Origin of the sequence: Labilibaculum sp. (assembly GCF_041595635.1) — a bacterium.
Taxonomy (GTDB): Bacteria; Bacteroidota; Bacteroidia; order Bacteroidales; family Marinifilaceae; genus Labilibaculum.
The window spans coordinates 1-22,771 of record NZ_JBFHJW010000051.1 but is presented as its reverse complement, the minus strand read 5'-3'; the positions used below and the strand labels follow the sequence as shown (position 1 = coordinate 22,771).

Annotated in this window: 12 protein-coding genes and 2 pseudogenes; 2 read left to right on the top strand and 12 right to left on the bottom strand. The window is 35.4% G+C overall.

Features of this window, described 5'->3' with window-relative positions; translation table 11 throughout:
- Positions 1-2,907 carry a hypothetical protein gene (locus ABYT26_RS13385; protein WP_372754717.1) on the bottom strand — a complete coding sequence of 969 codons (2,907 nt, stop codon included), beginning with the start codon at positions 2,905-2,907 and terminating at the stop codon, positions 1-3.
- 363 nt (positions 2,908-3,270) lie between these two features.
- Between ABYT26_RS13385 and yccS the strand changes: the two genes are divergently transcribed.
- On the top strand, positions 3,271-5,415 hold the full coding sequence (gene yccS, locus ABYT26_RS13380) for a YccS family putative transporter (RefSeq protein ID WP_372754715.1): 2,145 nt from the start codon (positions 3,271-3,273) through the stop codon (positions 5,413-5,415).
- 42 nt (positions 5,416-5,457) lie between these two features.
- On the opposite strand, the gene ABYT26_RS13375 is transcribed toward yccS, so the two are convergent.
- The 3 genes from ABYT26_RS13375 to tdh all read right to left on the bottom strand — a co-directional run bounded on the left by ABYT26_RS13375 (position 5,458) and on the right by tdh (position 9,370).
- A complete protein-coding gene (locus ABYT26_RS13375; protein ID WP_372754713.1) occupies positions 5,458-6,531 on the bottom strand; it encodes a 2Fe-2S iron-sulfur cluster-binding protein in 1,074 nt (357 codons plus the stop codon).
- 200 nt (positions 6,532-6,731) lie between these two features.
- The gene (locus ABYT26_RS13370) at positions 6,732-8,135 is read right to left on the bottom strand and encodes an MFS transporter (RefSeq protein ID WP_372754711.1); all 1,404 of its coding nucleotides are present in this window, start codon (positions 8,133-8,135) and stop codon (positions 6,732-6,734) included.
- Positions 8,136-8,347: 212 nt separating this feature from the next.
- Positions 8,348-9,370, bottom strand: coding sequence for an L-threonine 3-dehydrogenase (gene tdh / locus ABYT26_RS13365; RefSeq protein ID WP_372754729.1), 1,023 nt, complete (start codon positions 9,368-9,370; stop codon positions 8,348-8,350).
- A 754-nt stretch (positions 9,371-10,124) separates the two neighbouring features.
- Between tdh and ABYT26_RS13360 the strand changes: the two genes are divergently transcribed.
- On the top strand, positions 10,125-11,432 hold the full coding sequence (locus ABYT26_RS13360; protein WP_372754709.1) for a DEAD/DEAH box helicase: 1,308 nt from the start codon (positions 10,125-10,127) through the stop codon (positions 11,430-11,432).
- Positions 11,433-11,444: 12 nt separating this feature from the next.
- Here ABYT26_RS13360 and ABYT26_RS13355 read toward each other — a convergent pair whose 3' ends face one another.
- The 8 genes and pseudogenes from ABYT26_RS13355 to ABYT26_RS13320 form a co-directional block, all read right to left on the bottom strand.
- The gene (locus tag ABYT26_RS13355; protein ID WP_372754707.1) at positions 11,445-11,855 is read right to left on the bottom strand and encodes a BT0820 family HAD-type phosphatase; all 411 of its coding nucleotides are present in this window, start codon (positions 11,853-11,855) and stop codon (positions 11,445-11,447) included.
- Positions 11,856-12,091: 236 nt separating this feature from the next.
- Positions 12,092-12,619, bottom strand: coding sequence for a UpxY family transcription antiterminator (locus ABYT26_RS13350; protein ID WP_372754705.1), 528 nt, complete (start codon positions 12,617-12,619; stop codon positions 12,092-12,094).
- A gap of 613 nt (positions 12,620-13,232) precedes the next feature.
- Positions 13,233-14,198: pseudogene (locus tag ABYT26_RS13345) on the bottom strand (phosphate acyltransferase); the annotation flags it as partial.
- Between the two features lie 69 nt (positions 14,199-14,267).
- Positions 14,268-15,494 (bottom strand): annotated as a pseudogene (locus ABYT26_RS13340) (malic enzyme-like NAD(P)-binding protein); the annotation flags it as partial.
- Between the two features lie 370 nt (positions 15,495-15,864).
- Positions 15,865-17,706: a membrane protein insertase YidC gene (gene yidC, locus ABYT26_RS13335; RefSeq protein ID WP_372754703.1), complete on the bottom strand. Its 1,842-nt coding sequence runs from the start codon at positions 17,704-17,706 to the stop codon at positions 15,865-15,867.
- 89 nt (positions 17,707-17,795) lie between these two features.
- The gene (locus ABYT26_RS13330; protein ID WP_372754701.1) at positions 17,796-19,400 is read right to left on the bottom strand and encodes a CTP synthase; all 1,605 of its coding nucleotides are present in this window, start codon (positions 19,398-19,400) and stop codon (positions 17,796-17,798) included.
- A 282-nt stretch (positions 19,401-19,682) separates the two neighbouring features.
- Entirely contained in the window at positions 19,683-21,707 is a 2,025-nt protein-coding gene (locus tag ABYT26_RS13325; protein WP_372754699.1) for a DUF349 domain-containing protein, read from the bottom strand.
- 303 nt (positions 21,708-22,010) lie between these two features.
- Complete coding sequence (locus ABYT26_RS13320) at positions 22,011-22,445, bottom strand: Hsp20/alpha crystallin family protein (RefSeq protein WP_372754697.1); 435 nt, start codon at positions 22,443-22,445, stop codon at positions 22,011-22,013.
- Between the last annotated feature and the right edge of the window lie 326 nt (positions 22,446-22,771).

Genomic DNA, 22,771 nt, shown 5'->3' with positions numbered 1-22,771 from the left:
TTAATGAATGTAGTTTAATAGGCTAAGATGATTCACAACCAGGCGATAAATAAGAGGATTAATCGAATATCGCCCATTTTTCTCAACCAATATTCCATCATCCGTAAACACCATTAAATGAGAGAAACTTTCCTCCTCATCCCAGGAAAAAATATCCGCATGTTCCTTCAGCAAAAGACTTCCATGAAGAATCAAAGCATGCAAGGTGACAATTTGAGCTGTACTTAATGTGCTGAAAAAAGAATACTCAAGATGTTTGTATTGCAAATAGAAATTATTTTCATCTACACGAACTACCGAACGCATCCAAAAAACCAAAGCCAGCGAAAGATTACTTTGAGCAAATTTGTACAACCGGTGAAAATAATCCACCTCTAAATAGGCTTGTTTCTCCGATTCCGACATACGCCTGTATGAACGCTTTGGATGAAAATCTTTGGGGGGGATAAAATTAAGCTTGAAACCACTAAACTTATGTCTTTTTATTATTATTTCGGTTAACTGATCTTTATCCAAACGATCTAAACTTACTACATATCCGTAATATGTATTCATTTTCAATGTATAATCGAGATACTTATATGTGTAAAGTAAACAAGTACTCAACCAAAAAATCTGAGAATTGGTTTGTGAAATCAATCGAAAAAACTGCATTAAATTTTTAAACCCATGCATTTTCCGTAAGAATAACTGATGAAGATTTTCAATAATAATGATGCGCCTTCCCTCCTTTTCTTTTATCCTCAAAATCAAATCATCAACCGTTTCAAATTTCAAATCGGTAAAAATAGTTTTCAAAAATTGAATAAAACTCTCTTCTCCATCTATTTTATGATCCAAACTAATTCGGGTAACCGGATATTGATGCCCAAATTGTTCCTCAAAAACATTAATCATAGACGTTATTCCACTGCCCATCTCTCCCACCAAACAAGTTGGAGCAAATTTTCTACTGGTCCAATTACTGTAAGCTATTTCAAGTTGATGAATCACATGCGGTCTTTCGATTCTATATTTTGCATTGGTAAGCGGAGCAATTTTAAATAAGCGCTGATACATTAAAGGCAATTTACCAACTACTATTTCAGTCTCAGACAAGTAATTGGCCAATTCACTACCTATGCTTTCCGACTTCTCGGATAAACCCAAGACTTCCCGGTAAGCGCTGTACTTCAACCGAACTCCGTGAATCAAAGCAAGAATTCCCAAATAAGCCTTCTTGGTATTATCTTTAGCAAAAGCTTGTCCTCGCAAGACCATTTTTTTTGCATCCCTGATTCGTTTCTTTCGAATCATTTCCGACTGCTTCTGATTTAAAGTATCTGGAGTAATTGCCCCAGTAATTTCTTCCATAAACAGACGGTCAATCTGATTGAATTGATCAACCACATTCTTCATCAACTCACGATTGAAAAGCTCATTTTCTTTCGCTTTGTGCACTGCCCGCTCAATTCCATCTACAAATTCGGAGTGTTGATTATCTGCATGTTCAACATCTTTTGCATTGTAATATTCCATGGCATATTCAACAACACCCGAAAGTTCATTTGCATTGGATATACTTTTGCGTATTCCAGCTACAAAATCTTCTTTTTGTTGAAGCACAGGCATTTCCACCGACTCATTCAAACAGCCACTAACAATCTCGCCCACATGCGTTTCCCGAAGCTTTGGCAACTTTACATCCTTATCCCAACTCTTTTTCGAGGGCAGTAAATAGCTGGATTTTACACCTTCAAATTCCTGATTGCAAGTTTCTATCAAATGATCAAAATGAGGCGCAAAATCCGTTTCCATTAATTTGTCCATGAAATTAGGAATTTGCTCTTTGAGCAATTTCTTGGAAAGAAGATTGTCTTGAACTTCCTGGATCTGAATTTCATTCTCAATTTTAACCAATGCACTTTCCAGAATACTCACAAAAGAAGTATCAGCAGTTACTAAAAGTTTTTCGAGGAGCTTTTGCAATTGAACTTCGTGTTTATCAAAGGCCTTGGTAAGATTTAAATTTGAAAAACGAATATCATAAATGAGTCGCCAATGTTCGAACAATGCAAATGTCCTGCGATTGTAGTTATCGAATAATTTCGACTGTCTTTTAATAATAACTGATGTTTTTTTATTTAGTTTTTTAGTCTTAATTCTACGCATAGGAAATTCAAGAGTCCCCACTTTATCATGCAATTCAGAATACTGCAAATCCAAACTCTCGTGCAATTCCTTAAAATTTACTTCAATTTCTATTTTTTTTGCTCCTAAGCGTTGAGCTAGTTCTACTAGATTCTGATTAAAATTGTTCTCAACCCATTTATTACTAACAAGAAGATTATTTTCAATTTGCCGATCGACCTCCTTTATCGCTTGAAAAACATCATGTCGAAACACAAGAATATCCTCAATTATAGGTTCTGCATACTTAAGAAAACGAACAAAATAAACCAATTCGGCCAGTTGCTGTCGAGGAATTTTATGTTTCCATAGTTTTTTAGGTAAGGCTTCTTTTTTAAAGAGCACACGAAATTTATTCCTTACGCTCAGAAACATCCAATCTAAATTAAGAACGAATCGTTTCACCAATTTTCTAGCTTTCAGAATAATCCCATCCGATGGCAATGCATAAAAGCGATCCTTATCTTGCTCTTCTTCTGCAATTGTTTCAAAACTCGAAATATATTCTTTAATTTCTTCGAATTGATCAAAAAAAGTCCAAACATCAAATTTACTATCCTCATGAAAATAAGCATGAACGTAATTTTTGAACTCTTCACTATTTTTCCGATAGGTTGAATAAGCATCAGTATTTTCCTGACTATTTTCAATAGAATAAAGCGTTTTCTGTAAAGTAGAAATCATACTCTCTATTGGTTGAAGAGAACTAGCTAATTGCGACAAATATTTAGTGTACATAGGTTTTAGCTCTAGATTAGGGATTCTTTAAAATACAAAAAATATTACAATAAATAATAAAGTTGATAAATAAGATATATAAATCGTCATTATGCAATTCAAAAACTACAACAACAATAAATGTACAATAGTTTCTGATACAAATTCTCAGGAAACAATAAGATTATTCTACCTAAAATTAACAAGCTTCTTCCTCTTCTTAAAATGGATGACAGATGACCATCTCAATTCCTTATTCACTATTACAAATAATGAATTTAATCTCAGAAAATTATTTTCCAGTCTATAGGATTTATCCTTTCTTCTATACCTTTCAAACGTATGGTTCTACTATATTTGTATTTTTACAATTAAGACTATCACATGAAGAACAAATCTAAAATTGATCGTTTTCAGGGAAAAGGATGGTATGAATTCTGGATCAAGAATTTATGGCGGTATCCAAACCGTTTATTTGCATTAAAAGCAGCCATTTCTATGAGCCTTCTTTTAATTCCTTTTATAATATTAGGTTCTTCATTTATAGGAGTAACTTTGGCTTTGGGTGCTTTAGCTGGCGCTCTATCCGAAACCGATGACCATCCCAAAGGTCGAATTAAAGCTTTGGCACTAACCATTATCAGCTTTGCCATTTCGAGTGTTTCTGTTGAAATATTACGTCCTTTCCCTATTCTTTTCGGAGTAGGTCTTATCGGTTCAACCGTAAGTTTTATTGTTCTGGGTGGACTGGGCGAACGATACCGTGGAGTAACCTTTGGAGCACTTCTAATTGCAATTTACACCATGTTAGGATCAAATCTTGCTCCTCACTGGTATTCGCAACCCTTACTTTTGCCTGCTGGCGCTCTTTGCTATGGCTTGCTATCCTACTTGTTTCTTAGTATTCATCCTTCTCGTTTGCTGGAAGAACAGCTCTCACAAGGCTTTGAGGATCTGTCGCTATACATGAAAGAAAAGTCTCGCCTTTTTCCCAGCGATGCTAAAATACAAAAAAAGGTTCGTAACAACCTGGCTACTGCCAATATCCAATTGGTTAACAGCTTAGAACGCTGCAAAAATGTTCTAAACAGCTATGCCGATGCTCTAGAAGACCACACTGCTTTGCGAAGCTATTTTCATAAATTCCTTCTTCTTCAGAGTCTGCACGAAAGAGCAGCATCAAGTCATGAACGCTACGATTTACTCAGTAACGATCCAGAAAACTATGAAATCTTAGAAGGATTAGGCCAATTGCTCGTTCAGCTTTCACTAGCCTGTCACGAAGTTTCCAAAAGTCTAATTATGGGAACTGTTTATCATCATCCTGTATCGTTAAAATGGACAGTTTCGGCATTAAAGGATCGAATAAAACAGCAGAAAAAAAACGACCAAAGAAATGACTTTTCTCTTTTGCTACAGAACCTAACTCAATCACACCTGTCTCTTCAAAATATGAATTTCAATGCTGATTTAGGTATCATCCCTAAAATTGATAGAGATTCACGTTCGCTTTGGTTGCGTTTAAAAGAACAACTAAATTGGAATCATCCACGTTTGCGATATGCCATCAGATTAAGTACCTGCTTTTTATTAGGCTACATTCTTATTAGTTACTTAAATTGGGAAAAAGGAGATTGGGTTCTTCTTACCAGTTTATTTGTTTGTCAGCCATCTTATAGCGAAACACGTAAACGTCTGTTTCAAAGAATTCTGGGAACATTAACGGGGGTGGTAATTGGTGTTTTACTCGTACAACTTTTACCCACAAAAGCAGGACAAACCATGCTAATGCTTGTTGCTGCTTATGCGTTTTTTGCATGGCTCCGAAAGAATTACTCAGTCTCTGTCATTTTCATCACCATTTTAGTGATTGCAGCCTTTAACCTATTGGCTGGAAAAGGAGTTGCACTAATGGGCCCCCGAATTGTAGATACTATTATTGGTTCGATATTGGCCATTGCTGTGGTTCGTTTGTTGTGGCCAGATTGGCAGTACAAAAAACTTCCGAACTTGCTTGCTACCGCCCTTCAAAATAACAACACTTACTTTAAAGCTGTGTTAGATGTGTATTCAGAAAACTCCATAGATGATTTAGATTATCGAATTGCGAGATATCGGGCACATCAGGCAGATAGCTCCTTAGCTCTCGCCTGGCAAGGCATGAAACTAGAACCCAAAAAACAACAAAAATTTCAGAAACATGCTTTTTCATTGACTTACTTAAATCATGCATTACTTTCCTATTTATCAGCTCTTGGTGCACATAAGGAAGCTAAAAACTACATTTCCCAAGAGCAATTTGAAATGTTTAGTAAAGTACAACAAGAACTCTCCAAAGCTGCTCTTGCATTGCATGACAAAAAAGCTTGCCAGGTTCCTGTTGGCATGAAAAGTTTTCTGGAAGAATTAGGCCAAAAGATTAGTGAAATGGAAAAAGGAAGCGAACGCCAAAAATTAGTGCTTCTTTACAATATTGCTGAAGTTACCGAACAATTATTCCAGGAAGCTTCACAATTGCTAACCGATTAATTTTAACTGAGTCTGCTAACAATTGATAGCGGACTCAGTTTACTACTTAAATTCAATTTTAACTTTACTGCTTATTGCCTGCGATTGACAAGTTAGAATCATCCGTTTTTTTCTTTCATCAGCGCTCAAAGCCATCGAGCTCTTCATTTTCACCTCTCCGTCTTTCAAATGAGCTTTACAAGTACCACAAATGCCCGACTGACAAAAATAGGGAGCCGGTGCTCCAATTCGTTTTAACCCCTCCAAAATAGTCTCATCAATTTTTAAATCTAACTGATACAACACACTTCCAATACGGGCACTAACATCTGCCTCTTTAGCGAGGCTTTCCTCCTTCTGTTCATCTATTATTTCTGGAGCTAAAAAATATTCGGAATGAATAAATTTAGAGGAAACGCCACGATTAATCAAACATTTCTGAATCATTTGATTCATCTCCCCAGGTCCACAGCTAAAATATTCTGAATTTTTAATGTCGGACGGATTTTCACGAATAAAGTTTTCGAGCATCTCCTCATCGATTCGCCCACGTTTCCCATCCCATGGAGTCTGCGAAAAATCCAAAAATCGTTTAGAAAGAGTATGAGTAATATGAAATTTATCAGGAAAACGCGACTTCCAATCCATGAGTTCCTCGTAGAATAAAATATCTGACAAACTCCTATTTCCGTAGAGTAGAAATACCTGACTCAATGGTTCCATCAATAAAATGGATTTTATCATGGAATAAATAGGCGTGATTCCGCTCCCTGCCGCAAATAGATAATAGCACTTTTGAGCCTTAGAATCCACATGAATTTTAAAATCTCCAAGAGGCTTGGAAATTTCAATAAAATCGCCCACTTTCAGATGTTCAGAAATATAATTTGATACCAGTCCCTTGTCTTGTCTTTTAACAGTTACCTGATACAATTCGTTGTTATAAGGAGAATTGTGCAACGAATACATTCGAAGTGCTTCCTTCTCATTTACAAAAAATCTAAAACAAAGGTATTGCCCTGCATAAAATTTGAAAATAGTTGAGTATTCTTCAGGAATATGAAAACTTAATGTAGTTGCTTCTTGTATTGGTTTTTCGATTGCAACAATTGGTATACGATAAAATCTCTCTTCCATAAACTTCAAAATTTTGGGCAGTAAACACTCCAATTCTGTTTTATCTCAACTATAAAATTTCACTTTAAAATACTGATTTTTTTTACCTACTAAGACAACAATAAAAAAAATTTGTAAGACGATTCATATTTATATGAAAAAACCACCTTTTGGCAAAGGTGGTTTTTTCGTATTTTTAAACTGTTTAATTCCGATTCATCTTAAGCAGCTACTTTATTTTCTTCATCCTGTTTTTTGGTAACTCGCCCATAAATAATCAGAGCTACTGCCGAAACCGCAGCAATTACAACAAAATAATACCATATATAATGTGCATGTGCTGAAGCTACTTTCCATTCTGCATAATTATTAAATAATTTTGGATCAGGACAATATTTCGACAACAAAAATCCGGATAATCCAAAACCTAAAATAGAAGAAATGAAAGAATGTAAATGACTGAATCCAAGATATAAACCTTCTTCTCCCTTAGGAGCTTGAAGAGAAAAATACTCCAAAAATCGAGGTGAGATAAATGATTCAGCAAATCCTTGAAAAACAATACCAATAATCATCATAAATGCAACAGGATGCAAACTAAAAATACCTAAATTAATTGATTCTACATCGAGCAAATTTCCTGCTGCCATACACAAAGCAGACACTGGCATGATAAACATTCCAACGGTCATAGAAAAAAGCGCCGTTTTCTTTCTCATCATCTGTGTTATAAGACCCACAAATAAAAATACGATTAATGGATTTACATTGGCATACCACGATGGAGAAGCACCTTCCCCTGCCATACGCAATACATATTTAGGCATGGTTGCATACAGCTGATGTTGCACCATCCAGAATCCGGTAACAATCAAAATCAAAGTAATCAATCGACCATTGGTCAATACTTTAATTAAAGCAGCCCATATTTCCGACATGCTTTTTCCTTCTCCTTCGCGACTCGTAGTCTTAAAAAAGAACAAAACTGCAACCAATGCAAATAAAGTCATTCCTGCAGAAAAATAATTTAAGGTAATCAATCCTTCGTTTCCTAATGCCTCACGCAATGGTTTCACAATTGTTTTTCCCGAAAAAGCACCAATATTTACCATGGTATAGAAAATGGAGAATCCACGAGCACGGTTGGCAACAGTCGTTTCTTTGGCTACGGTTCCTGTAATTACCGACTTAATAAAGGAACCACCAATCATGATTAAAACAATAACAGGAATGATGAACCATTTGTAGTAACTATCTTCTAAACCTGTAAACTCAGTAATATGAGAATATTCAACCAAGCCTGCACTTGCCAATAAACTTGGTAAAATGGCCAATCCTGCATAACCAATTGTTAAAAGCGAAAAGGCTAACAAAAGAGCTTGCTTAAAGCCCATTTTATCGGCCAAAGCACCACTAAAAGTAGGAAGTAAGTACAAACCACCAGAAAACAATCCGGAGATCAAAGCAGCCTCAACATCACTAAAGCTCAATATCCTCGATAAATAAATGGTGATTACAATAAAAACTCCATAGTAAGCTGCTCGTTCCAGTAATTCTACCGAATTCGCAACCCAAAAAGCCTTGGAAAATCGCTCTTTTATCATTCCCTCTTTTTCAATACTCATGCTAAATTTTTCTTTTATTATGATATTTTTATTTCTGATTCTATTAATTTAAGAGCTCTAAAATAGATCTCCTATATGGATTTATCAAATTACCAGTCTCTTTTGATACTTACTCTGAGTAAATAATTTAAGACTGAATAGATGGGTATTCTATTTTTTCAAAAAAAGCTCAGGGAATTCCTGAGCTTTACATCGTTTATTTGGATGGAAGATTATTCCCAATCGAGAATTACTTTTCCACAATTTCCTTCTTCCATAATATCAAATCCTTTTTGAAATTCAGCCGCCTTAAAACGGTGGGTAATCATTGGAGACAAATCCAATCCACTCATTAGCATTTGTTCCATTTGGTACCATGTTTCGTACATTTCCCGTCCGTAGATTCCTTTTAGCTGGAGTCCTTTAAAAATAATATCATTCCAATTTACCTTGGTTTCTCCTGGTAGAATACCCAAAAGAGAGATTTTCCCCGAATTGTACATGTGAGCCAACATATCGCCAAATGCAACAGGAGCCCCAGAACATTCTAATCCGATATCAAAACCAATCATCCCCAATTCCTTAATCACATCATCTAAGTTTTCCTTCATTGGATTGATCACCCGATCGGCTCCCATTTTTTTTGCCAATTCGATTCGATAAGGATTGGTTTCGGTTGCAACTACGTAGCGTGCTCCTGCAAATTTTGCAATGGCCACACACATACTTCCAATTAGTCCAGCTCCGGTTACCAGCACATCCTCACCAATTATTGGCCAAGAAAGTGTGGTGTGAGTCGCATTTCCGAAAGGATCCATAATAGCCAAAAGCTCATCTTCAATCTGGTTACTCATTTTCATCAAATTAGAAGAAGGAATAGCGGCATATTCGGCAAAAATTCCATCTATATTCACACCAATACCCACGGTATTCTCACATACATGTTTACGCCCCCGTCTACAATTTCGACAATGTCCACAAGCAATATGGCCTTCGCCAGTTACCCTATCGCCAATCGAAAAGCCAGTAACCCCAGCTCCTATTTCAGCAACCTCGCCAACATATTCGTGGCCAATAGTCATTCCTGGTTTAATGGTTTTTTGCGCCCACTCATCCCATTTGTAAATGTGTAAATCAGTTCCACAAATTGCGGTTTTTCTAATTTTCACCAGAACATCGTTTACTCCAACTTTAGGAACATCTACTTCCTCCATCCACAAACCTTTTTCAGCTTTGGATTTTACAAGAGCTTTCATTTTAGTCATCGTTTCTTTTTGTTATGTTGTGTTGTGTTTCGGATTTAATTCATTACCAATAAGAGCATTGAAATAATGACTAATCCTTCTCGAAAGTATGAAAACTAAATTGGTTATTCAATAACTTTTTACCCTTTTCGTCATAAAAATTAGATTGCGGAATAATCGATTGACTTACAAAGCCCCATGGATAAAAATATTCTTTTAGCAAGCTCGAAAGTCCTAGCCTGCCTTCTCAATCAAAAAAAATTAAAACTAGTTTCAATATCAAAATATGACTTTGCAGCCCTTTTTATTCGCCGGCAGCCAAATTGGACTGGCAAGAAAAATAACATTTGGTAGACATCCGAACAAAAAAACAAATATTACATTTTAACACTTGACAGCTTTTAAGAGTTCGGTACAAATAATAATTTTCCCACAATATTCATTGTTACCTCTAATCCGAAGCAAATAAACCTGATCTGATAAAGCTTCCGGCAACATTTCTCTTTAAAATTAATTTTCAGAATCCAAACGCAGATAAATAAGCTGGCCAGGCAAATTGGATTCTTCAAAGTGATACATTCGTTTTTGTGTCATTATATTAATTATTAATTGCCTATATATCTACCACTTACACAAACACCACACTAAGCTTTTTTTATTTATAGTTATATAAAAAGTTGTATTTACACTTAATTAGTGAACAATAATAACCCAATATTTTTATACATGTAGTTTTTATTACCTTTGCGGCATGCAAACAAAAAAGATGGACCAAAAAACAATTTTAAAGAAGTTATCGATTCAGGAACTGAATGAGATGCAAAAGGAATGTGCAAAAGCCTATCCTCAAAATAAAGATATACTTCTAGTGTCGCCCACTGGCTCGGGAAAAACACTCGCTTTTTTGTTGCCTATGCTTGCTAAATTAGATCCGGATATAAATGCGGTTCAAACCTTAATATTAACTCCTGCCAGAGAACTTTCCTTACAAATAGAGACTGTTTTTAAAAGTATGGGAACACCGTTTAAGGTGAATTGTTGCTACGGTGGTCATCCCATGTCGACCGAAAAGAACAATTTAAAAACACCTCCAGCTTTACTTATTGGTACTCCAGGAAGAATTGCCGATCATATTCGAAGAGAAAATTTTGACCTTAGAAATATCAAAACTCTGATATTGGATGAATTTGATAAATCGCTTGAACTAGGCTTTCAGAAAGAAATGATGGAAGTGATTGATGCCTTGCCTAGTCGAATAAAAAAGGTACTTACCTCTGCAACCAATAACATTGACATTCCTGAATTTGCAAAATTGAATTCACTTATCGAATTGAATTTTATCCCGAATGCAAAACCGATTGCACTGGCTCAAAAAAAGGTCATTTCTGTGGAAAAAGACAAACTAGCTACTCTTTTCAAGTTGATTTGTCATCTAGGAAACCAGCCAAGTTTGGTCTTCTGTAATCACCGCGAATCTGTAGAACGAATTGGCAAACATTTACTAAATGAAAGCATTCAATGCGATGTATTCCATGGTGGATTAGAACAAGATGATCGAGAAAGAGCACTCTTGAAATTCAGAAATGGAAGTCATAATTTATTAATTGTTACCGACTTAGCTTCTCGAGGACTCGATATTCCCGAAATAAAAAATGTAATTCACTACCAACTACCGCGTGTTGAGGAAGCATTTATCCATAGAAATGGACGAACCGCCCGAATGAATGCCGAAGGAAACTCCTATTTAGTACTTGCACAGGAGGAAGTAGCTCCGGAATTTATTCCTGAAAACATTGAGATTTTAGAGCTCTCAGAAGATTTGCCTTTACCTGCAGAACCTGAATGGGAAACCCTATATATTTGTCTGGGTAAAAAAGAAAAAATCAATAAAGTTGATTTGGTTGGTTTCTTCTGTAAAGTAGGTAAACTTGAAAAAAGTGAATTGGGCAAAATCGATGTACTCGATCATTCTTCCTTTGTTGCTGTAAAACGAGGAATTGGAGAAAAGCTGACCCGTAAACTAAAAAATGAACTCATTAAAAAAAAGAAAGTAAAAATTCAGGTTTCCTACTAATTAGATCTTCGACTAATCGCCAAAAATCTTATCAATAAATCGAATAAGCATTTTTTTTGTTTTAGTTTCTCTTTCGTGAAAGATGTTTTGATTGGAGATGCTTTTGTGAATGTATCTCCAATCGGGTAATCCACCAAAATTTCGATCATCAATGTACAAATCCGCATAAATTTTCCGACTTACCGAATCATCGAATTCCTCTTCAGGATAATTGCTATTTACGGCATAAAAAACGAGACCTCTTTGTTTACAAAAATCAACGGCTTCGTACAACATATCTTCAATTCGGTAGGTCCACAGAATAAGTTGATGTCCCTCCTTTTGCAAGGCAATAAGGCTTGCAATGGCGAAAGGAATCTCACTCCCAATTTCAGGATATTTGTGTTGTACAATTGTACCATCAAAATCTACAGCGATAATCATAAAGGGGAGTATTATATATCAATGACTTATAAAAATATCAAAATATTTTATTCTTTATCTAAATTTCTTAAACAAAAATGATCTGAATAAAAATCCAGACCATTTTATTTCCAATTCTTAATTAATATTGCTGGGAAACCATTTCTCTGAACTGCAAGCCAGAAAAACCCAAAAGAAAGCATCCTCTACTAGGGTTTTGACCGATCATTTGTGGTTTTCTCATAAAATTTAAAATTTTAGAGCACTACTGATTCAACCTGTTTAATTTTATCGAGACCAATATCAGTAAATACACAGGTTCCTAATGAATCAAAACGAATCAATATTCGATTCTTTCCTCTTATTTGTATGATTTCACCTCGGATGCCTTTTAGAGGTCCTGCCACAACTTCAACAGACTCTCCTTTTTTTAGTTGATTTGAACAAAGATCTACTTTTCGATTTTTATCCTTTAAAAAAATACGTAAAGCTTCAATTTGTCCTTCGGGTATAGGCACAGCTTTCCCTTCGAAAGTTACATACCTAACGGCAAGATTTGTGTTGATAACGTTATAGTATTCTCTTTCGCTGACTTTTACAAATAAGTAGGATCGCAAAAGGGGTTCTTCTACCCATTTGGAACGATCACTCCACTGCTTTAATTCTCTGCACAAAGGAAGATAGCACTCTATATTCTTCGAGCACAATTCTTGATAGAGCCTTTTTTCTGCACGAGATCGAGTATAAATCGCATGCCAGAAGTAAGGTCTTTTTAAAACTTGCATACATGGTTGAGTTAAGGTTATAACTAATGAATACCGTTTCTGTAGAAAAATAGATCATAGTTGGTTGAAGACTATTTAGCAATCTATTCTCGAAAAGAAACAGTAGTTTAAATCATATTGAGCACCGTAAATATTCTTTCTAACACAACTAAAATTTCGTCACAAAATTGGTAATGAACAAATTTACACAGCTTTTACTTAAGGGGAATTCAAACAATTTTGGCGAATTGAAAATATTAACTGATTAACGTAGCTTTTTACTTGATTACGAATAATAATCTTTATTAAATAACAATCACATGTTTACATTATCTTAATCAAGTAATTCATCACTGCTTAAAAAAATCACCCATGCTAAACTAGGCGATTTTATACGTTTCAATTAACAATTTCAATAAAAAAACAAAAAGACATTAATCGACTACCCCCCATCATATGATCAATACAGATGACCATTATAAATAAACACATTAATTATAGTTAAACATCCAGTACGTTAAATGTATATTTCTTTTTGCCAACCAACATACAATTTATCGCATCAAAAAGCCCTTACTCATTTAACATTATAAACACACCTAACACCTCCACTCCTTTAACGCTAAATGGTAATTTACAATTGTGCATCAACAACTGCAATACTTATCATATTCACGATTTCTCTTACCGAACTTTCGAGAGGAAGAATATGAACCGACTTGTTCAATCCCAATAATATGGGACCTATGGCTTCTGTTCCACTCAATTCCTGCATCATCTTATAGGCTATGTTCCCACTACTTAAATTCGGGAAAATAATGGTATTCACTTTTCTATTTCCAAGTTTCGAAAATGGAAACATCTTACTACGCAGTTCATTATTTACCGCAAAATTCATCTGAATATCTCCATCAACAATGAGTTCGGGATGATCTCGATGTAATATTTCTACCGCCTTCTGAACCCGCACAGGACTCCCTGTTCTAATGGATCCAAAATTAGAGTAGGAAACCATGGCTATAACTGGTTCTATATTGAATTTTCGCACCGCTTCGGCCGTAAGTAAGGTAGTATCCACCAGTGTTTGCACATCAGGACGAGGATTCACAGTTGTATCTGAAAAGAAAATTGCTCCTTTCTTACACATCATCAAGTACATACCAGCAATATGATTGATGTCAGACTTAATTCCAATGGTTTGAATAACGGGTCGAATCGTATCTGCATACTTCGAAGTCAATCCTGTGATTAAGGCATCAGCTTCTCCAGTCTCCACCATCATGGCTCCAAAATAATTCCTATTCGACATTTTATCTAACGCTTCACTATAGGTTAGCCCTTTTCTGCTTCTTTTCTGAAACAAAATTTTTGCATATTCCTCTCGTCTAAGTCTCTCTTCGCTAGCTCGCCAATTAATAATCGGTACACCTTCTAAATCCAAATCATTTTCCTTGATTAGCTTCCCGATATGCTCAGGGTTTCCCAGTAAAATAGGCCATGCAATCCTTTCATTTAATACGCTTTGAGCAGCTTTTAAAACTTTTAAATTTGCTCCTTCGGCTAAAACTACACGTTTAGGTTTTCTTTTGGCTCGATCTGTCAAAGCCCTAAGTAGCTTATTATCTCGCCCCATTCGTTCCTCCAATTGCATTTTGTAGGCATCCCAATCGTTTATTGATACCTGAGCGACTCCTGAATCCATAGCAGCTTTTGCAACTGCAGGAGCAACTGCTGTAAGCAAACGTGGATCTAAAGGCTTAGGAATGATATACTCTTTGCCAAATGTAAAATTCATTTCTCCGTAGGCAATATTCACCACATCAGGTACATCTTCCTTTGCCAAGCTAGCAATTGCCTGAACTGCAGCTATTTTCATCTCCTCGTTAATGGCCAAAGCTTTCACATCTAAAGCTCCTCGAAAAATGAACGGAAAACCCAGAACATTATTAACTTGATTGGGATGATCAGATCGGCCTGTAGCCATAATTAAATCTTTTCGTGTTTTCATGGCCAATTCATAAGCGATTTCAGGATTAGGATTCGCCATAGCAAATACAATAGGCTTTTCTGCCATGCTACGTATCATATCCGATGTTAACACATCCGCTACTGATAAACCAACAAATACATCTGCGCCTACTATTGCCTCCTTAAGGGTATGTACATTTTTCCCGGTAATGAACTCTTTTTTTATCGAATTTAAATCGGTCCGAGACTCATGAATCACCCCTTTACTATCGATCATAATGATATTCTCTTTTTTTATTCCCATCGAAATATAAAGTCGAGTGCAAGCAACAGCAGCAGCACCTGCTCCATTCACTACCAGATTTAAATCTGGCAATTTTTTATTCTGTAATTGAGCAGCATTAAATAAAGCTGCAGCCGAAATAATAGCGGTTCCATGCTGATCGTCGTGCATAACAGGAATCCTTAACTCTTTTTTCAGACAATCTTCAATTTCGAAACATTCCGGAGCTTTGATATCTTCTAAATTAATACCTCCAAAAGTGGGAGCTATTCCTTTTACGATATTCACAAACTCACTTACATTATTACTATTCACCTCTATATCGAACACATCGATATCAGCAAACACCTTAAATAACAAGCCTTTTCCCTCCATAACGGGTTTACTTGCTTCAGGGCCAATATCACCCAAGCCTAAAACGGCAGTTCCGTTAGAAATAACGGCTACCAAATTTCCTTTTGAGGTATATTTATAAACATCTTCTGGATTGGCTTCAATAGCCAAACAAGGAAATGCAACTCCTGGCGAGTAAGCCAAGGATAAATCCAATTGCGTAGAGTGAGATTTTGTGGGAATTACTTCAATTTTTCCTGGACGACCTGCTTCGTGGTACCGAAGAGCATCTGTTTTGGTAAATTTAGCCATGGCTAATTGATTTTTGAAGGTAATGACTGATCCTTTTGCATAGATTAAAAGAGAACTAAAAGTCAAAAACTTGAGAAGTTCATCGCAATATCCCGAATAATACTGGATTTAAACCCCTATATATTGCTTCTATAATTTCCGTATAATTTAGCTTAGAAAAAAATTAAAAATAACATTTACCAATCCTCTATGATTAAAATAAAGTTACATAATTACCTGCTGCAATTACATGTTTCATTTGGCCCCCATCAACATAAACCAAAAATCCATTCAATAAGTAGAATTTTTACTTTCCCTTCAAAAAAAACAGACAAAAAAAAGAGCTCCAAAATGGAGCTCTTTTCCTTGATCAATCTTATAACGTGTGATCTTATTTTTTACTTCTCTGTTTAGCAGCCTCTTCCAAACGCTGTTGGAATTTTGATTTCTTAACTGGCTTTTTCTTATTTGCTTCTAGCATGGCTAACACCTTATCATCATCTACCATAAATTTACGAATAGCAACAGTTTGAAGAATGGTAAATAAAGTTGCAATAAAGTAGTAGTAAGAAAGACCCGATGCATAATTATTGAACCATCCTAAGAACATTATTGGCATAAAATACATCATGTATTTCATCCCTGGCATCTGATTCGAAGATTGCATCTGTCCATTCATAACTGTGTATACCAAGTTGGTTCCTGCCATCAACAAACAAAATAAACTAACATGATCACCATAAAATGGAATGTCCCATGGCAATGTCAATATTGAATCGTACGAAGATAAATCGGTGGCCCAAAGGAAACTTTTCTGACGCAATTCGAAAGAAGCTGGAAAGAAACGAAACAAGGCTATTAAGAATGGAAACTGCACCAACATAGGTAAACAGCCACCCATTGGGTTTACTCCAGCCTTTTTATAAAGAGCCATAGTAGCCTGCTGGCGCTCCATTGCTTTATCTTTCGGAATCTTCTCATTGATAGCATCTATCTGCGGCTTCAACACCTTCATTTTTGCTGTGGACATATACGACTTGTAGGTCAATGGTGCCAAAAGCAATTTAATTATGATGGTTAAAATCAAAATAATGATACCATAATTTACAATGAATCCTTCAAGGAAATTAAATATTTCAATAACAAAATATCGGTTGATCCAACCAAAAATTCCCCATCCTAAATTGATCATTGATTCTAATTGAATATCCTTACCATACTTACGCAGGGTTTTAAATTTATTGGGTCCAAAATAGAATTGCATTGGATAGTTTTCCAATTGACTTCCTTGATAGGGTAATGAAATTTCTGCGGAAAAGTTCTTCAGAATTGGAGAAGTCTCATCCATAGTGTTTGACTTCAATTTAATTCCTTTGAAAGCTTCATCAGCAATTAAAACTGAAGAGAAAAACTGTTGTTTAAATCCAATCCACTTCACCTTGGTTGATAGTTCTTCCTCTTTTTCACCTGTTGCAGATAAACTCTCTACATCGTCTTCGAAAAATTTATAATACAAGGCAGTGTATTGATCTTCGAATTTACGTCCTTTCTCCTGACTTGGAATATCGGCTTGCCAATTGAAGGTAACAAAGTTTGAATTACGAGAAATAATATCTTGCATTCCTACCATGTTCACAGTAAAATCAACCATATAAGAATCTGGAGCCAGGCTATATTTGTACTCAATATACTGACCATCACCAACCATTAATCGCATACTTACTTCCTTTTGAGAAGAACTTGCATCTACAAGGCTAGCACCACTTTCTTCTACAAAAAATAGGTTCTCAGTATTTACTGGTTTGTTTTCAGCATAGAATGTCAATCCGAACTTGGAGTTGTTTTCGGCCCACAAAAGCAGAGGCAAAGAATCATGAGTCTGGAAATTCTTCAACTGAACATTGTTAATACGTCCACCTTTGGTATTAATACTTAGCTTAACCAGCTTATTTTCAAGCGTGATCAATTCCTCCTTTTGATTCACTGCTCCCGCAAAAGAACCATAAGTAGCTTTTAATGCTACAGAATCTTCTTTTACTTCGGCATACTGAGCAGCCTTCAAGCTTTCAATCCGAGTTGCTTCAAGTTGTTCATTGCGCAAACGATCAACTCGTGCAATTGAATCTCGGGTGTTTATGGCCTTAAGTTCTTCCTCGGATGGTTTTGTCAGGTAAGTATACCCAATTAAAATCGCTCCAATTAGTAACAAACCAAAAATCGAATTTCTATCCATTTTCTATTTTTTAATCTTAACTTAAAGTAGTTCGTTTTTAGAATATATATTGTAACTACGCTCAGGTTTTTTACACCCTTTAGCCTTTACTATTTATCTTGCATTGCAATTCTCACAAATTCTACGAATAAAGGATGTGGCTTAATAACAGTACTCTTGTACTCAGGATGAAACTGAACACCCAAGAACCATCTATGACCTTCCAATTCAACAATTTCGACTAAACCAGTATCTGGATTAATACCTGTTGCTTTCATTCCTGCTGCCTCGTATTGCTCTAGAAATTCATTATTGAACTCGTAACGATGACGATGACGTTCTGTTATTTCTTTTTGTCCGTAAGCTTTTAATGCTCTCGATCCATCCTTAAGACAACAATCGTAAGCTCCCAAGCGCATTGTTCCACCTTTTTCGGTTACATTTTTTTGTTCCTCCATCAGATTGATCACTGGGTAAGGAGTTTTAGGATTCATTTCCAAAGAATCTGCATCCTCTAATTTTAAAACATTACGTGCAAATTCAACTACCGCAACTTGCATTCCTAAGCAAATTCCTAAAAATGGTACATTGTTTTCACGAGCATATTTTGCAGCCAAAATTTTTCCTTCCAATCCTCTATGACCAAAACCAGGAGCTACTAATATAGCCTTCAAGTCTTTCAACTCGTTTAGATAGTTTTTATCGGTCAATTTCTCTGAATGTATCCATTTTATATTAACCTTACATTCATTCACCGATCCTGCATGTACAAACGACTCAACAATTGATTTATAAGCATCATGTAATTCTACATACTTACCAACCAAACCAATTTTAATTTCTGATTTAGGATTTTGTAAACGCGACAAAAATTTAGTCCATTCCTTCAACTTCGGTTCTGTTCTCAAATCCAAACCTAGTTTTTCACAAACAATCACATCCAATTTTTCCTCTCTCATTTTCAAAGGTACCTCGTAGATTGTTTTCACATCTATCGACTGAATTACAGCATTAGGTTCCACATTACAAAACAAGGCTACTTTGCGACGAACATCATTAGGCAATTCATGCTCTGTACGCAAAACCAAAACCTCTGGTTGAACACCCGTTTCTAGTAATGATTTAACAGAATGTTGAGTAGGTTTGGTTTTTAATTCACCAGAAGCAGCTAAATAAGGCACTAGTGTCAAATGAATCACCAAAGCATCACGCCCCAATTCCCATTTCAACTGGCGTACCGCCTCGATATATGGCAAAGATTCAATATCACCAACCGTACCACCAATTTCAGTGATCACCACATCAAATTTTTGCTTTGAACCCAATAATTTAATGTTTCGCTTAATTTCGTCTGTTATATGAGGGATAATTTGAACGGTCTTACCTAAAAAGTCACCTTTTCGTTCCTTATTAATAACATTGCGATAAATTCGACCCGTAGTTACATTGTTTGCCTGAGAGGTTGGATAATTAGTAAAACGTTCGTAATGTCCTAAATCCAAATCTGTTTCTGCCCCATCATCCGTCACATAACACTCTCCATGCTCGTAGGGATTCAATGTTCCGGGATCTACATTCAAATAAGGATCCAGTTTTTGATTCGTAACCGAATAGCCTCTGGCCTGTAGTAATTTAGCCAATGACGACGCTATTATTCCTTTTCCTAATGAGGAGGTTACCCCACCTGTAACGAAGATGTATTTGGTTGTTGACACTTTGTAAACGTTTTATGGATTATTAAAGCTGCAAAAGTAGTTAATTTATGCCTTTTTAAGAAACTATTTCCATGTTTCACAAGATCAAATTTATACATTCCGATTTTCCGAATCAATTTCTGCCAAACAATAGAAAAATTTAAAACACAATTTTATTCCTGTTTATACCAAAAAAGAATCCACTTTCAGAAACTTAAAAAGGGTGAAACTCACTAGTGTTTAACGCAAAAAATCCTTCATCTTTAAAAAAATGAAGGATTTATATTTTAGAGAATCAGGATTCTAAGAGACCAATCCATCAATCACTTTTAATTTTTCTTGAAGAAGTTGTAAACTTTGTTTTCCTTTTTCAATTTTTTCTTCAATCTCGTGAACAATAGAATCAGAAGTTTTCGAAGAGGAAAAGAAACCAATATTATTTTCCCATAATCCAATATCTGTTTCCAATTGCTTAATCTTAAAAACAATTTTATTTCTCTCAACAATTATTTTATCCTCGGAATGATTCATCGTCAAGAAATTATCAATTTTAGATTGAAACTTCTGCACCTCTTTATCTTCCGTTTCCAAATTCAATTTATCGTATATACCATTCAAAGCTTTCCGAAATTCATCTTGAATTTTATCCTTTTTCTTGAAAGGCACATGACCTATTTGCACCCATTCCTTCTGAAAGCCACGAAGCAAAGATAAATCCTCCTCATCACTCCCTGTTGGTTTAAACTCTTTAATTTTCCGAATCAGATCTTCTTTTGATTTTAAATTTTCAACATGATCTGTATCAACATGATCAAAATGATCTGATTTGTTACTGAAAAATTTATCACAAGCGGCTCTAAACCTTACCCACAATTCCTCCGAAACTTTACGAGGCACAGGACCTATAGTCTTCCACTCTTTTTGAATTGCAATGAGTTTATCTGTCGTTTCCTTCCAATTTGTACTGTCCTGAAGTTCCTCTGCAAGTTGACACAACTTCGTTTTCTTTTCTAAATTATCGCCAAGTTTATCCTTCAATTTTAAATAAAATGCGCGTTTCTTATCAAAATACAAATCACAAGCAGCTCTAAATCGCTGATAGATTCTATTGTTGTCTTTTTTGGGCGCAAATCCGATGGTTCGCCATTCTTTTTGCAAATCAAGAATCTCTTTCGAGCTTGCATTCCAATCTTTATGTGCATCGAACACCTTGTTGGCAATTAACTCGACCTTTTCACAAAGCACTTCTTTCTTTTCAAGATTTGTTTTCTGTTCCGATTTTAAGCCTTCATAAAACTCTTGATGTCTTCTGTTTATAATTGTTGTGGCTTTCTTAAAGCGCTCCCAAATTTCATCTTTTTGCTCACGAGGAACTGGCCCAATTTCTCGCCACTGTTCGTGATATTTCTGCAAAGTATTGAAAGACTTCACAGTAGAAACATCATCCAATAATTTTTCAGTCTCTTCACACAAACGCAATTTGGCAGCTAAGTTCTTTTTTAAATCCAAATCACGTAATTCCTTATTTATTTTGATATAATCGTAAAAATTCTCAACATGATGATGGTAATTATCCCACAAATTTTTGAGTGCAGACTGCGGCACCATTCCCGTGTCGTGCCATTTCTTTTGCAAAGCTCTAAATTCACTAAAGGTTTTATCAAATGCTTCCTTTCTATTCACCAAATCTTTAATATCCTCAATAATTTGGTACTTTATTTTCAAATTCTCCTCCTTCTCGTGCTCTAAGTTCCGAGTATAAACTACCCGACTCTCTCTGTATTTATGAAGCAATTCCTTCATTTTCAATTCAAGCTCATCCGTCCCAAAATCAAAATCCTCTTCTTTACCCTCATTTTTCAAAAATTTCCTTTTGGCCTCAGCAACCTCCTCGTTGTGTTTTTTATAAAAGTTGTGCTTAATAGCCACCAATCGATCTCTAATTCCTTTTAACGATTTATTTTCAAGCAAAAGAGTCAGTCGATCTACTAACTCACTTTTCTCCATCACTGTATAATCTGGCTCAGTCTGTAGTTCCGAGACCTTTTCAACCCCAGCATCATCCGGAATCTCATCTTCTGTATCCGAAACAGTTTTTTGCTTAGCGAGTTTAGCTTCCGACAAATCCTTATTGAATTCATCCTCAGCCTTATCCACCTGGACTGATTCTGATACAACTTCAGTATTTTCAGACACTGCAGACTTATCAGCTATTGTTTTCGCTTCCACAGAATCATTTTCATGAGAATCATTTTTCACTTCAGATTTTTCTAAATTTTCATTCATTTCATTCTCATGTGAGAGGTTTGATAGATCTTTTGCTTTCATGTAGTTTGCATTAGATGGGTAACTCACCAATTTAAGTTCCCTGTTAACAATACAATTTAAGAAGGAATTTTTGGTCCATTCCTTACGAATTTAACTAATTATGTGTTAATCCTCAAAGATTTTGAATATTTTTCTTTCAACAGAAAGCAAAGGGGTTCATGCAAAACATAACCCCCTTCAGCAAAACTAGTCAATTAACCAAACTTACATGATCAACTTCTGTATAAAGAAAACATTTCCTCCAAACGAGAATCACTTCCTGCAAACCATTAAAAATAACGAAACATGCATTAAAAATAGCAATTACAGAATTGGAATCTCTTTAATTTTTGGCTCATCCATTTTCTTTTTCTGTAGATTCACCAACAAAATTCCATCACAAAACTCTGCCGAAATTTGATCCTGATCAATTTGTTTACTCAATTTAAATGACCTATTCACTTTTGAAGCACTAAACTCCCTTCTTACAAAATTACGCCCCTCAAGCTCAGGTTTTTCCCCCGTAATTTTCAACAAACCGTCTTCTACCTTTATAGCAACTTCCTTTTTCGAAAATCCAGGTATAAACAACTCTATTAAAAACCGATCATCCTCTTCCAGAATATTAGCACGAGGGAAAAAAGAGCTATTATCCTGTTCTAACTCTTGAGCTCCACCATTTACTTCTTTAATAAATTGATTCATTAACTGATTTGCGAAAAAATTATTTGCCCCTTTTGAATATCTTAAAATTGTCATAACGTTTATTTTTTATATGTTTTTAGTTTAGGTTCCGGATCCTAAGAATTAAATTTTATTTTCAATCTCTCAATTCCAAAGTTTATACCAAGCAATATTTACTAGATATTTGGCAGCAAAAAGCACATGACACATGTCAATATGTCCACTTTAACACTCGAAATAATGCCATTCTGTCTATTTTATACAAATACATGCTTTGATTTTTAATTTTCTTGCAAGCCAAGTTTGGGTTACATACTTTTACGCAAAATTTTTAGAATGAGAATCGATATACTTACTGTTGTTCCAGAGCTACTGGAAAGTCCACTTAACCATTCCATTAT

Bases quoted from the DNA above. Each gene is read 5' to 3' on its own strand.
- yccS (WP_372754715.1), top strand. From the start codon at position 3,271: ATGAAGAACAAATCTAAAATTGATCGTTTTCAGGGAAAAGGATGGTAT.
- ABYT26_RS13350 (WP_372754705.1), bottom strand. From the start codon at position 12,619: ATGCAAGTTTTAAAAAGACCTTACTTCTGGCATGCGATTTATACTCGA.
- yidC (WP_372754703.1), bottom strand. From the start codon at position 17,706: ATGGATAGAAATTCGATTTTTGGTTTGTTACTAATTGGAGCGATTTTA.
- ABYT26_RS13385 (WP_372754717.1), bottom strand. From the start codon at position 2,907: ATGTACACTAAATATTTGTCGCAATTAGCTAGTTCTCTTCAACCAATA.
- ABYT26_RS13320 (WP_372754697.1), bottom strand. From the start codon at position 22,445: ATGACAATTTTAAGATATTCAAAAGGGGCAAATAATTTTTTCGCAAAT.
- ABYT26_RS13360 (WP_372754709.1), top strand. From the start codon at position 10,125: ATGGACCAAAAAACAATTTTAAAGAAGTTATCGATTCAGGAACTGAAT.
- ABYT26_RS13355 (WP_372754707.1), bottom strand. From the start codon at position 11,855: ATGATTATCGCTGTAGATTTTGATGGTACAATTGTACAACACAAATAT.
- ABYT26_RS13325 (WP_372754699.1), bottom strand. From the start codon at position 21,707: ATGAAAGCAAAAGATCTATCAAACCTCTCACATGAGAATGAAATGAAT.
- tdh (WP_372754729.1), bottom strand. From the start codon at position 9,370: ATGAAAGCTCTTGTAAAATCCAAAGCTGAAAAAGGTTTGTGGATGGAG.
- ABYT26_RS13370 (WP_372754711.1), bottom strand. From the start codon at position 8,135: ATGAGTATTGAAAAAGAGGGAATGATAAAAGAGCGATTTTCCAAGGCT.
- ABYT26_RS13375 (WP_372754713.1), bottom strand. From the start codon at position 6,531: ATGGAAGAGAGATTTTATCGTATACCAATTGTTGCAATCGAAAAACCA.